Origin of the sequence: Peribacillus sp. Hz7 (genome assembly GCF_042136355.1) — a bacterium.
Lineage (GTDB): Bacteria > Bacillota > Bacilli > Bacillales > DSM-1321 > Peribacillus > Peribacillus asahii_A.
Genome location: NZ_JBHHJV010000001.1, coordinates 93,461 through 106,671, shown reverse-complemented (window position 1 = coordinate 106,671; position 13,211 = coordinate 93,461). Strand labels below are relative to the sequence as shown.

Genomic DNA, 13,211 nt, shown 5'->3' with positions numbered 1-13,211 from the left:
ATTAAAAAAGCTGGGGTGATTGGCATGTAAATACTGCCTCTCCCCAGCTTTTCAAGTAAAAATCCTTCACATACAAAACAGCCACTTAGACAATAAATCTAAAACTTTTCTGTATAGAAATCATAATGTCGTTTAATTTTGATGTAAAAAACTAAGAGCAATACTACAATTCGTATGTAGTATTGCTCTTTAAAGTTGTTTAATTCAGTTGTCAAATCTTCGATCAACCTTTTTAAGGATTTCTTTATTAATAAAAGACAGTTTTCATTATTTTGATGTCACTCGTACCCTTTTACAGATTAGATAATATTCACTTTACTCGTTTAATAAATATCTTTAACATGTTCTTCATCCTATCTTAAAATACTTATTCTATAGTGGAATTATATAAACCATTACTTATCATAGGGAGGATATAGATGTATCTAAAAAAGCTAACGGAAAATAGACCTATTACGATTGATTATTATACAAACGGAGCCTTACAAACCTTCAAAGGACGTGTTTATAGCCTGAACCTTATTGAGCAAAGACTATCCCTAAAGGATGAAAAACAAAAGCATTTTTCCATCCGCTTATCCAGTATCAAACATATTTATTAAGCAAACAAATCAAATAAAGAAACTTCTTAACTTAGACCAAATGGATCTAGGTTTTTATTTATCTTCAACTAAGCATTTCATTTGTACGAATGAGACTCATAATTATCCTTTTCTTACAGCAACTCTAACTCCTCCATACGACATAATATTCTGTCATCTGTCAATCATAAATTTTTTCCAAATCATTTAATCATTTATGTTATTATGTTTGAATAGTACAGTTTTTTATAATTAGAAAACTTTAAACTAGCACATTAAAAAATGTTCATCGACTTAAAACGAAAAACAACAAAAGGAGTATGTATGAAGGAGTTTTACCCTCAAATAAATAAAAAAATATATTATACGGTAGTACTCATCTGGACAGTTGTAATGATGCTGGGGTCATTATTCGATAATCCTCGCTTGGGTCGATTTGATTTAGGCTACATCTTACATAGTGTTCTTGCTATCATTCTATTTACATGTTTATGGCTTTATCCGAAGTATAAAAATCATAGTTTTAGAATTGCTATTATTATCGCGGCATTCACTTTCCTATATACCGTTTTCTTTTTATATCCAGACACTTGGTCTACCTTTATTTTTCTATGTCTTATTCCTGCCATTTCTATTTTATTTTTTGATTCAAAGCTGTTTTATTTTTCTTTAATCTTAAACGCACTCTTAATAATCGTTACATTTAGTTATATTACGGTAATGGGTCATAGCAATCAGTTTCCTCATATAAAAGAGGATTTAGCAGGCCATGCTATCAACTTTATAGGAAGCCAAGTCATTATCTATCTCATTTATCATGTATCGTACGAACGTATTAAAAAACAGCAATTATATTATGAACAATTACAACATTCCGAACGATTGAAGACAACAGGACAATTAGCAGCTGCTGTTGCACACGAAATTAGAAATCCTTTGACAGTTGTTAAAGGTTTTTTACAGCTCTACAGTGAAAAAGATAGTCCAGTTAATAAGGATATAAGAGGAACGTTTACTCTAATGATTGACGAATTAAATACGGCTGAAGAAGTTATTTCTCAATTTTTAACGATTGCAAAGCCAGATAAAGTTAAAACAATAGAAGTCGTAAATGTTCATAACGTTCTTCAAAGTGTAACAGATTTACTGAAATCATATGGGCTTTTACGTGATAATAAGATTGACTTACAAGTAGAGGAAGATTGCTATATCTGCGCTAACAACATAGAGTATAAACAATTAATGATAAATATTATTAAAAATGCCCTTGAGGCTTCAAAAATTAGGGATTCTGTTATTGTTAAGGCAAAAAGGAAAAATCAATTCGTAGAAATTAACGTAATTGATTATGGTAACGGAATGTCAGAGGAGGAAATAAAGTCTCTTGGCACTCCTTTTTATTCTTTAAAAAGCAACGGAACAGGATTAGGTTTAATGATTTGCTACCATATAATAGAGAAATATAATGGATGCATTGATTTCCAAAGCTCAGAAGGGCAAGGGACAACCGTTACAATCTGCTTTCCCTCAAAAAATTGTGAGCTTATCCAGATTGACTAATAATGAATAAAGGAGAGGAGGCTTTTTTAGAAAAATAAGCCTTCTCTCCTTTACTTTTATCCGAAGCGCTATATAAAGTGAAACTTCCATCAGTAGGGGTTTTCCTTCATCCCCCACCTAGCCTATCTTCTTTGACTCTTCATAAGCTTGAGATGGGGGTCTTACTGCCCGTTAAGCGTGGGATAAACGGCCGCTTAATGTTGAATAGATTCTTCACTTTTTACTGCTCGCATTTGTTTATAATTCATTTTTACTTTGTACATACTCGAATCCGCTTTAACGATTAACTCTTTTAAATGATCAGCATCTGAGGGATAGCTAGCTTCACCAATTGAAACAGATAAATCACCTTTATGCGGCCAATTTTCCCTTTTCATTTGACCTTTAAAATGATTGATTTTATTGTTAAGAACGGCAGCCATACAGCTTATACTGATAACTCTCCCTCTATACCCTAATGCGCTACCAGCTTTTAGTCTCACTTATGTAGTCTCCCTTCTTAATTATAAAGCTCTTTATAGGATGCTGTTGATTTTCGACTTACTCTCGTGAAACAGCGTTTATACTGCAACCAAGAAAGATTATATTAGAAAAGTAGAAAATGGTCTACATGGGTTGAATAGCCTATATTTGTAATTTTATACACAAAATCCATTTGACACCATAACAAGACACCTCGTAACGTTCTCGTAATATTTGAAATGTATTTTTATTAAAATTGTCATGTTCTTTTTTTTGTTATCTCTCTATAATTAAATTGAAATTGAAATTTAATCTTTATGATTATTCGGGAGGAAGCTTTCTTTATGAAGAAGTTAAAAAAATCTTTTATTGTCGCAGGAACTATTATTGGTACCCTAGTTGCCAGTACTTCTGCTTATGCTAATACATACCAAGTAAAATCAGGTGACACTTTATATAAAATTGCTAAAGTACATAATACAACTGTTCAACAATTAAAAACTAAAAACAATTTAACTAGTAATCTTATTAAACCTGGACAAGTTTTACAGATTAATAAATCTACTAGTAATAAGAGCACAACCTCAACACAAAAACATGTGGTCAAACTAGGAGATTCACTAAGTAGCATCGCTGCACGATATAATACCTCTCTTAGTAAGTTACTTGCATTAAATCCTGAGATTTCTAATCCAAACCGTATCTATGTTGGTCAATCCATTCGTGTATCTGGACAAGCCTCTGCAGCTAAGGCTACTACGGCGACTGTAAGCAGCAGTTCAAGTACTACATATAAAGTTAAATCAGGCGATACTCTCTCCAAAATCGCTAAAACACATAATACAACCGTAAAAGCTTTACTTTCTTTAAACCCAAGCATTTCAAATGCAAATGCCATTCGCGTTGGTCAATCTATTAAACTTTCTGGAAAAGCTTCATCAGCAGTAGCTAAACTACAGTCTACTTCAACTGCTACAACTGCTTCCGCTGAAGCAAATCAAGTATTAGCGGCTGGTGCAAAATATTTAGGGGCGAAGTATGTGTACGGTGCCAGCACCTCACGTACAGATGCTTTCGATTGTTCTTCATTCACATGGAGAGCATTCCAAGCTGTAGGTGTTACCTTACCTCGAACTTCATCAGCTCAAGCTCAAGTTGGGACACCTGTATCAAAAAGCACCTTACAAAAAGGAGATTTAGTATTTTTTGATACCAACTATGATGGTGCTATTAATCACGTAGGAATTTATGCCGGTAACGGACAGATGCTAAATGCTTCTACATCTAAAGGTGTATCTTATGCGAACATTAACAGTTCTTACTGGGAACCTCGTTTTGTAAAAGCTGTTCGTGTTCTTAAATAAAACAGCATATAATCATTAAAACCTCCCTTTTTATTTGAAGGGAGGCTTTTTTATATAGGTAGTTTCTTCATTCATTTCTAGATTCCTACTTAAGATTTATGCAATGAATCTACTGGAACACCGTCTTCATGTTCCGGAACTGACCACTCGATTTCGTCCGCCTTTTTTAGCACGATACAGAGCTTCATCTGCTCTTCTATACAAACTATAGAATGATTCAAAGTCCCTTCTTTCAGCAACTCCAAAACTAGCTGTGAGTTTACCAGCAATTGAATGCCCGCTATCTTCTATCACTGTCCGTATCTTTTCTGCCACAACAACGGCATCATCAATGGTACTTCGCCGCATCAATATGACAAACTCTTCACCACCGAGTCTAGCCAAAATATCGGATTTACGTATAATACTGCGTGTTATTTCAGCAGTATGTTTCAATACTTCATCTCCAACAGGATGTCCCCAAGTATCATTTACACGCTTAAAATGATCCAAGTCGAAAATGATTATAGAAACCGGCTCATGACTAGCATCTGCATGCTCAAACTTCTCTTTTATTCTCTGTTCGATAAAATGCCGGTTGTATAAGCCTGTTAACTCATCCGTAATAGCCAGATTCTTTAATACTTTATTTTTCTTCTGCAATGTTTTATTCAGTTGAATCAAATTCTTTTCGGCTGCGCGTTTTTCTGTAATATCCCTTGCAGAAGCATAGATATATTTACCGTTAGGCTGGGATCGCCAATCAATATATTTGTATGAACCATCCTTGCAGCGAACCCTATTGACAAAACTCAATATTTCCTTCTGATCTTCTAAGTCCTTCATTGCAGCTAAAGTCGAAGATACATCGTCCGTATGTACAAGAGAAACAAAGCTTTCACCTAGCAGTTCCTCAAATGTATATCCTAACACATGTTCAAATTGTTTATTAATTTTCAGAAACTGTCCATCCGTAGTGGCAACGCAAAGCATATCCAGATTTACTTTTAGAAAGCCTTCGATTTCCTTATCCAACATATATTCCTTCGTAACATCGACATATATACAGCCAAAAATACGCTCATGCAGCGGAAACACCTTAACTCTAATCCATTTTTGAATCGAATAATGATTCATATCAAACTGCGTTGCTTTTTGACTCATAATTGCATTATTAAAGGTTTCCTTCCATTGGGACTCGCCTTCCCAGCCTTCCGGGAACGCTTCATAAAAGCTTTTACCAATAACATCTGAAGCTTTTACCCCCATCAGAGTTTCATATGTCTGATTTACTGCTAAAAATTCATAGTCACAAGGAATCCCCCGTTCATCCATGATAGCCCTGTGATATGAATAAGCTGTTGGTGATTTTTCAAAGAACTCCTTAAGGTACTGTTCTTTCATATGCTTTACCCCACTTACATAGTTTCCCTTATCGTAAACTTTATTAATATGATACTACTAATTATCAATACACTTCTCTTCAGCTCTATCTATTCTTAATCATCTCTTCTATCATATATAAAGCAAGATTTTTCCTATCTCTGTATTTTACTATATATTTCGCTTCGCAATAACGAATGCAAACATACTTGTTCCCTTCAAAGCACAAACATTGAACTTTATTTATATCGGAAAAATATCTATTCTGTTTAATATTTAGCGTTTGGCTGTCAATATACCATTTATTTTAACTTTGGCTCTTTTAAATGACACTGTTAATTGTTGGACTATCTAAATCAGTAATCACAACTTTAAGAACGAGGAACAGCTTGAATGAACAAAGCCCCTCTCAACATCGATAAAACCAACAATGTCAAGAAGAGCTACTGCAATTAGCTACGAGGGGCATGAATTCCATAATTATCAATTTAAGTATTGCACGCTCCTCTCAATCAAACTTATAGGTGTGGTGACATTCCACCGGCAACTGCTAGGATTTGTCCAGTCACATACCTTGATTCATCGCTGCTTAGAAATAGAGCTGCATTTGCTACATCGATTGGTTCCCCCAATCGATTAAGGATAATTTGATTTTTATAAGCTTGTATGTCTTCTTCATTCATTCTCTCCACCGCTGATGTTTGAATAACACCAGGAGCAATACAATTAACATTTATATAAGGCCCTAACTCCATTGCAGCCGTTTTCGTTAGAGAGGCTACACCTGCTTTAGCAGCTCCATAATCAGAAAATCCTTTTGCTCCAGCTAGATGAATAGAGGAAATATTTACGATTTTCCCATATTTTTTAGCCATCATCTGATTAGCTACTAACTGAATACAATTGACAGTTCCCTTTAAATTTAGTTTCCACGTATCATCCCATCGGTCTACGTCCATTTCCATAATTGACTGATTCATCTGTGCCCCTCGAACGCCGCCGACCACGTTGATTAAAATATCTATTGATTGAAAACGATCTTGACCTGCTTGAACAACCTCTTGAATCTCAGAAAGATTTAATACGTTAGAGCGTATAGCAACTACTTCTGTTAGACTAGCTACTTTTTCTTCTGTTTGTTTTAACCTATTTTCCGATATATCCGTTAATACAAGTGCTGCTCCTTCTTCCGCAAACCGTAAAGCAATAGCTTGCCCCATAGGCCCCCCTGCACCTGTAATCATTGCAACTCGATCTTTAAGTCGCATGCTTCTCCCCCTTATCATTATCAAGAAATGGATATAAACACCGCTACAATCAAAACTACTCTTTTAAATTCTACGCAGATTCACAAAATACCTTTTTCACAATTTCAAACAAAATTGATTATTCATTTAAGATTCATCTATAGAATTCATAAATCCGTCGATATTACATATGAACCTAGCGAGCAGTAAGAATTAATACTTTTTTGAACAATTTTATGATAAAAAAATTGATACGGGTGTCAGATATGTTCAATAATATAGGCAACGCCTTGCCGTCTTTTATACAATAGAAATGCCCCGCTCTTTAGATGAGATTTTATAGTACATTTTTTCATAAAGGATAAATCGTCGTGATTGGAAGTGAGAAAGATATGAGTAATAATACGGAACTTGGCAAGCTGGATGAAACGATTATGAACGCTAATTATACGACCCAAATGGTGCAAGAGCGATTACGTGAGCTAAATCATATCTTTAAAGAAGATGCGAATGAAGAGTGTTTAAAAAAGGGAGAAGATCTTTTAGCTAAAGCGAGCCGTAACGAATACGCTATTGGTTTTTGCGGCCATTTTTCAGCCGGAAAGTCCACTTTAATTAATGAATTATTAGGAGAAACCATTTTACCATCTCACCCTATTCCTACTAGTGCCAACATTGTTAAAATTCATCATGGTCCTCCATTTGTAAAGGTACTTTTTAAAGAAAAGGGCTTGCTTACGCTAGAAAACCCGAACGATTTAACACAAATTCAAAGCTACTGCCGTGACGGAGATTCAGTGACAGAAATAGAAATTAGCAATCCAAATGCAAATTTACCAGAAGGTGTAGCCTTTATCGATACTCCGGGAATCGACTCTACAGATGATGCTCATCGTGTCGCAACGGAATCAAGTCTTCATTTAGTTGATTCTATTGTTTATATGATGGATTATCATCATGTTCAATCGGAGGTTAACTTTTCCTTTTTAAAACAAATAACAACAAGTAATAAAGATTGTATAATCGTTGTTAATCAAATTGATAAACATTTGGAAACAGAAATTCCATTTTCTTTGTTTCGCGAGCAAGTCCATCAATCGTTAGTAGACCATAACATAAGCTTCAATGAATTATTATTTGTTTCCGGAAAAGTACATAACGCGCGTTTCAATGAGCTTGATCAATTAAAGTCATGCTTAGAAACGTATATCACCTCGAAAGAAAAAAGAGTTTTACTAAATATCGTAAAAGAAGGATTTATGTTAATCGAACAACATAAAAAGTGGTTAAAAAAACAATACAATAAAGAGTTAACGGAGTATGGCGAAATATTGACCCCTCATCAATTAGAGGATGAGGCAGAGCTAAGAAAGAACTTGAAAGCAACTAAAGAAAAGCTCATTCCTTTAGATGACTTGCAAGAACACTTTGAAATTGAATTTGAAGAAAAACTTAAAACCGTATTACAAAACGCAAATTTAATGCCCTATCACACAAGAAATCTAGCAAGAGACTTTCTTGAATCCGAACAGCTTAGTTTTAAATTAAATGGTTTGTTTTCTAGAAAAAAAACTAGAGCAGAAAAGGAAAAAAGAAAAACTGAATTTTTCAACGAAGTGAAAGAAAATGCAAGAACTTATTTAGATATCCACATTAAAGATTTACTCTTTAAACATATGGAAGCTTATGAAATTGATGATGAGGCAGTTCAGTTATCCATACATCGGTTTGAAGGAAACCTTGAGCCAGATATCATTACAAATTTGTTAAAGCGAGGCGCTTTGTTTTCACATGAGTATGTTCTTAACTACTGTCAATCCGTTATAGAATCCGTACATGCGCATTACAAAAAAGCAGCAAGAGTCCAATTAGAAGAAGCGATAAAGGCTTTACGAAAACGAGAAGGTTCACAACAAAAAAATCAAATTAGAAAACGGGATGAATTAGAAAGAAAGTTAGCCGCCATTTCAGGAATCAAGAATATCCATAACAAAGTTGAAACGAGGGTTAACTCCTTGCGAGAACTGTTACGTCATAACACATCTCAAACCATTACGGAGAACGAAAGCCACCCTTTACAGTCTTCATCATCATTTACATTTACTAAAGGAAGAGCAGTTTCTGTTCAGCCGAAGAAATGGACCGTTAATATTGGGGAAGTATTTACAAACGAAAAGAAAGAAAAACAAGTCGATCTCAAACATCTCAATGAAAAGCGTCAGCAAACAGCAGACAGTCTCATAGAAATAGCCGCTCAAATTGAGAAATATAAAGGATTGCATTCATATAGTCTAGACTTAGGAGAACGAGCGGACAGGCTGAGAAATCAAAGGTTTATCGTGACGTTATTTGGAGCTTTTAGTGCGGGGAAATCCTCTTTTGCCAATGCTTTAATAGGAGAGAATATATTACCCGTCTCGCCAAGCCCAACAACTGCAGCTATCAATCAAATCTTGCCGCCAACTCAGGAGTACCCTCACGAAACGGTCATTGTGAACTTTAAACAAGAACAAGATTTATTACAGGATATTAATGATGCCCTTTCCCCTTCTGAAACTTCAGTTGAACGTATTTCAGAGCTCTTTCAATTGTTATTAAAACGGGAAGAAATTCTTAAAGAAATAGCCGAAAGAGAAAAAGTTGATAACGATAGCACCGATTCCAATGAGCAGAAAAAAGAAGAGAAGCGAGACCCTCTAGAATTGTTGGATAAAGGACACATTGCCTTATTAAAAGCCATTCAATTAGGATATGACGAAATGAATGCTTTAATTAACCAAGAAAAGAAGGTCTCCATCACTGAATTTCAAAGACTTGTTGCTACAGAACAACACGCTTGTTTTATTGAGAAAATCAACTTGTATTATGACTGTCCAATCACACGACAAGGCATCATTCTCGTCGATACTCCAGGCGCTGATTCAATTCACCGTCGTCATACTGAACTAGCTTTTAATTATATTAAAGAATCGGATGCTGTTCTTTTTGTTACATATTACAACCATGCTTTTTCGAAGGCGGACCGAGAGTTTCTCATCCAGCTTGGTCGTATTAAGGACTGTTTTACCAATGATAAAATGTTCTTTATTGTGAATGCAGCCGATTTAGCGGAAAATGCAGAAGAAGTACAACATGTTTTAACTCATGTGGAAAAAGAACTTCTTCGCTGCGGAATTCGTTACCCGTCTATCTTCCCTGTATCCAGTCAGCTGGCCATGTATGCGAAAAGATATATAAGAGGGGCCTGTACACAAGAGCAAAAGCAACTTTATGAATCAAAAATCCCGGAGCCATCACGAAAGAATGGAGTGAGCTATTCAGGTTTAGCTGCCTTTGAGGAAGCACTTCACCGTTTTACATTAAATGATTTAACGGAGCTTTCTATTCAATCATCCATCCATGACCTTTCGATGATTACTCGAATTATGGATAGCTGGCTGCATGCAGCAGATATAGATGAATCAGAAAGAGTAAAACGATTAAACGAAGCCTTTATAAAAAAAGAGCAAGCCGTTGAAACGATTCGCACAAGTCAGGATGATATTGAAGAAAAGTTAGTGCTGCAAGAAATTCATGAACTTCTTTATTATGTAAAACAGCGTGTGTTTTATCGTTATTTTGATGAATTTAAAGATATTTTTACGTTTAGTCGTTTTCGGGAAGGAGACTTTCATACCACATTAAGAAAATGTCTGAGTGAAATTATACAATTTATCGCCTATGATCTCACGCAAGAAATGAGAGCCACTTCTTTTCGCATTGAAGTATTTCTAAAAAAGCAGCTAAAAGAGAAACATCGACGTTTAACAGGGACGATTGAAAAGGATGTCCATCACACATTTTTTATGCCGTATAGTGAGCCAACTATTGATTTGCTTTCTTTTTCAGAAGAGATGCATGATTTTTCATTTGGACAATATGAACAATTGTTAGAGCGTTATCAAAATATGAAAGATTCCTTTATAGTAAAAGACAACCGCGTATTACGGGACGAGCTTGAAGAAAAGCTAAGAGGGCCTGTAGATAAGTATATAAAAAACCAGCGCGAAAAGATTGAATTGCACTATTACTCCCTTTTCCAAAAAGAGATGATGAAATTAAAGGAATCCTTACTTATACAGGCAGAAGATTTTTTCAAAGGAGAAATTACAGCTTTATCTGTAGAGATAGATAACAATGACTTAAAACACACACATGCATTTATTCACAGGAAACTACAGGAATTAAACAGTCACGTATATTGAAAGAGCTGAGGGGCTGTCTAAAAAGTGAAGGACATTTCCCTTGGCGGATTGCCGGATTTTGTCCTTCATGACTCTGATGATAGACATTTTCCTGGCTGGATTTGCTGAATTTGGTCCTTCATAACCCGGATGAAGGACTTTTTCTTGCTGGATCTCTGAATTTGGTCCTTCATCACTCCGATGACGGACTTTTTCTTGCTGGATTTCTGAATTTGGTCCTTCATGACCCGGATGACGGATTTCCATTCATTGTCCCCCTTATCCGCTTCCTAAATTTACGTTGGAAGAGTAAGCTTAGTTTCAAATTTTTGTAGCCTAAAAATAAAAAAGCTACTGGTCATGTTCCAAGAACCAATAGCTCGACTTTCTGACATTCATTTGTCTAATCTTACACTATGTAAAACCTATTCTGCTCGCGGAGCACTATTGAATTCAATTTTTTTATGCGTTCCATCACAAAAGGGTTGTTTCCCGGATTGGCCGCATCGGCAAAGAGAAAAAGTATTTCCCACACTATATGCATCTCCATTACCGTCTACTAGTTCAACGTTCCCATTAACGCGAATAGAACCATTATCGTTAATTTTAATAACTACCTTTTCTTGTTCCAAATGAAAGACACCTCTTTTCTATTCATTACAATTGATTACTCATCCATTTAAGCAAACACCATGTTATTTAGTAATGTGTTAAAAAGAGTGGATTTATTCCCTATTACTATTCTCTCCCTATATAACGCATTCCTATTTTCATGAATTTAAAGACTTGTTAGTACAAGCGTCTTATTTTGCCAAAGATGCTTGTACATAAAACAAAAGCCCTTATCAAAGGATAGTACTTGATATGCGAGGAGGTATGGCATTGGATTTTTTTATTCCTAGTGGTCAAAGTAAGGGTAACAAAGGTAATAAAGACGGAAATTTAAAATGGTGGCAATTGTCCTTAATAGGGGTTGGCTGTACGATTGGTACAGGTTTTTTTCTCGGGTCAGCCATTGGTATAGAAATAACAGGTCCCTCTATTGTCTTTTCCTTTTTGTTAGCAGCCATTGGTACCTATATTGTATACAACTTATTAGCTAAAATGACGGCTGAGGATCCTCAAGATGGATCGTTTTGCTACTATGCAAACAAAGCTTATGGGCGTTGGGCTGGCTTTAGCTGCGGCTGGGGATATTGGAGTTCAAATATCCTCATTATGGGCAGTCAATTAACAGCTCTCTCCATCTTATCAAGATTTTGGTTTCCCCATGTTCCTCTTTGGCTGTTTGCAACTGGGTACGCCATTCTCTCTATTATCGTTGTATTAACCGGCAATAAAGGTTTCGATAAAGTAGAGAATTTATTAGCTATTATAAAAACAGCCGCTATTGTTATGTTTATTATTCTTGCCGCCGCTGCCGTGTTCGGATGGATTCATGGTGATGTAAAACATGCTGGATTTCCGAATTCAACGAAGGAGCTATTTCCTGAGGGATGGGAAGGTTTTTGGTCTTCCTTAATCTATGCTTTTTACGCTTATGGAGGAATAGAAGTCATTGGACTAATGGCCATGAGACTGAAAAAGAAAGAAGATGCTCCTAAAGCAGGAATCATCATGTTAATCGTGCTAATTATTATTTATATTATTTCACTCGGACTTGCCGTTTATATGGCTGCACATGGCGCGTTTAACTCGAAGGAAAGTCCTTTTGTAACAGCACTCGATAAATATCATTTTAATTTTTTTCCGCATGTATTTAATGCAGCAATCATTATGGCTGGTTTTTCAACAATGACCGCTTCATTATTTGGGGTAACAACACTTCTTGCCACGCTAGCAGATGGCGGCGATGCTCCGGCTGTGTTTTCTAAAAAGATTAAAAGGTGGAAGGACCTCCCTTTGCCTTCTTTATTACTCGCAACGATTGGATTAATCGCATCCATCGTTACCGCTCTATTGTTACCTGGTAAAATTTACGAGTATATTACGACAGCTGCAGGGATTTTAATTTTGTTCAATTGGTCTTTCATTATTATTTCTGCTCTTCGTATTTTAGAAATGAAAGTATGGGGGAAGCTGTTAGCTTTTATCGGGATTGCCCTGATCCTTGCAGCGGTAAGCGGAACATTGGTGGAGAAAAGCATTCGCATGGGGTTTTTTGTTAGTTTGTTATTTGTCGCTATTATAGGCCTAGCTGCGATTATTATGCAAAAAAAGGTATGGAATGCAGGGTAAACCTAAGCAGAATCCGCCTATACCTGCATGTTTAACAGCAAAAGTGGCATTGTTTTTTCATAAGAGTCTGTTATCAACAATACTGTTTAAACTTTAAAGAAGAGGTGGGTTTTCTATAAATAATTGAACAGGCCGGGGTTATTCACCCCAGCCTGCAGTATTTTATCATTCTCC

General features: G+C 35.7%; 10 protein-coding genes. 5 read left to right on the top strand and 5 right to left on the bottom strand.

Annotation, left to right across the window (positions count from 1 at the left end):
• The first annotated feature begins 419 nt into the window (after positions 1-419).
• Together ACE199_RS00510 and ACE199_RS00505 are read left to right on the top strand one after the other, a co-directional pair.
• Positions 420-602, top strand: coding sequence for a YolD-like family protein (locus tag ACE199_RS00510; protein ID WP_375348161.1), 183 nt, complete (start codon positions 420-422; stop codon positions 600-602).
• 303 nt (positions 603-905) lie between these two features.
• Positions 906-2,141 (top strand): ATP-binding protein, encoded by a 1,236-nt coding sequence (locus tag ACE199_RS00505; protein ID WP_375348160.1) that lies wholly within the window; start codon positions 906-908, stop codon positions 2,139-2,141.
• Positions 2,142-2,335: 194 nt separating this feature from the next.
• Here the strand turns inward: ACE199_RS00505 and ACE199_RS00500 are convergent, their stop codons facing one another.
• Positions 2,336-2,623, bottom strand: a complete 288-nt coding sequence (locus tag ACE199_RS00500) for a hypothetical protein (RefSeq protein ID WP_375348159.1) — start codon at positions 2,621-2,623, stop codon at positions 2,336-2,338.
• A gap of 324 nt (positions 2,624-2,947) precedes the next feature.
• On the opposite strand from ACE199_RS00500, the gene ACE199_RS00495 reads away from it, so the two are divergent.
• Positions 2,948-3,967 (top strand): C40 family peptidase, encoded by a 1,020-nt coding sequence (locus ACE199_RS00495; protein ID WP_375348158.1) that lies wholly within the window; start codon positions 2,948-2,950, stop codon positions 3,965-3,967.
• A gap of 126 nt (positions 3,968-4,093) precedes the next feature.
• Here the strand turns inward: ACE199_RS00495 and ACE199_RS00490 are convergent, their stop codons facing one another.
• Together ACE199_RS00490 and ACE199_RS00485 are read right to left on the bottom strand one after the other, a co-directional pair.
• Entirely contained in the window at positions 4,094-5,350 is a 1,257-nt protein-coding gene (locus ACE199_RS00490) for a diguanylate cyclase (RefSeq protein WP_375348157.1), read from the bottom strand.
• Between the two features lie 497 nt (positions 5,351-5,847).
• Positions 5,848-6,597: an SDR family NAD(P)-dependent oxidoreductase gene (locus ACE199_RS00485; protein WP_375348156.1), complete on the bottom strand. Its 750-nt coding sequence runs from the start codon at positions 6,595-6,597 to the stop codon at positions 5,848-5,850.
• Between the two features lie 350 nt (positions 6,598-6,947).
• Here ACE199_RS00485 and ACE199_RS00480 point away from each other — a divergent pair, with 350 nt between their 5' ends.
• Positions 6,948-10,820 carry a dynamin family protein gene (locus tag ACE199_RS00480; RefSeq protein ID WP_375348155.1) on the top strand — a complete coding sequence of 1,291 codons (3,873 nt, stop codon included), beginning with the start codon at positions 6,948-6,950 and terminating at the stop codon, positions 10,818-10,820.
• Here the strand turns inward: ACE199_RS00480 and ACE199_RS00475 are convergent.
• Both ACE199_RS00475 and ACE199_RS00470 read right to left on the bottom strand, forming a co-directional pair.
• Positions 10,800-11,066, bottom strand: coding sequence for a hypothetical protein (locus ACE199_RS00475; protein ID WP_375348154.1), 267 nt, complete (start codon positions 11,064-11,066; stop codon positions 10,800-10,802). The genes ACE199_RS00480 and ACE199_RS00475 overlap by 21 nt on opposite strands.
• Before the next feature lie 158 nt (positions 11,067-11,224).
• Positions 11,225-11,431, bottom strand: coding sequence for a CDGSH iron-sulfur domain-containing protein (locus ACE199_RS00470; protein ID WP_127759497.1), 207 nt, complete (start codon positions 11,429-11,431; stop codon positions 11,225-11,227).
• A gap of 250 nt (positions 11,432-11,681) precedes the next feature.
• On the opposite strand from ACE199_RS00470, the gene ACE199_RS00465 reads away from it, so the two are divergent.
• Positions 11,682-13,037 carry an amino acid permease gene (locus ACE199_RS00465; RefSeq protein WP_375348153.1) on the top strand — a complete coding sequence of 452 codons (1,356 nt, stop codon included), beginning with the start codon at positions 11,682-11,684 and terminating at the stop codon, positions 13,035-13,037.
• The last annotated feature ends 174 nt before the right edge of the window (positions 13,038-13,211 follow it).

Coding starts and splice junctions, on each gene's coding strand:
- ACE199_RS00490 (WP_375348157.1), bottom strand. CDS start 5,350: ATGAAAGAACAGTACCTTAAGGAGTTCTTTGAAAAATCACCAACAGCT.
- ACE199_RS00485 (WP_375348156.1), bottom strand. CDS start 6,597: ATGCGACTTAAAGATCGAGTTGCAATGATTACAGGTGCAGGGGGGCCT.
- ACE199_RS00505 (WP_375348160.1), top strand. CDS start 906: ATGAAGGAGTTTTACCCTCAAATAAATAAAAAAATATATTATACGGTA.
- ACE199_RS00475 (WP_375348154.1), bottom strand. CDS start 11,066: ATGGAAATCCGTCATCCGGGTCATGAAGGACCAAATTCAGAAATCCAG.
- ACE199_RS00510 (WP_375348161.1), top strand. CDS start 420: ATGTATCTAAAAAAGCTAACGGAAAATAGACCTATTACGATTGATTAT.
- ACE199_RS00495 (WP_375348158.1), top strand. CDS start 2,948: ATGAAGAAGTTAAAAAAATCTTTTATTGTCGCAGGAACTATTATTGGT.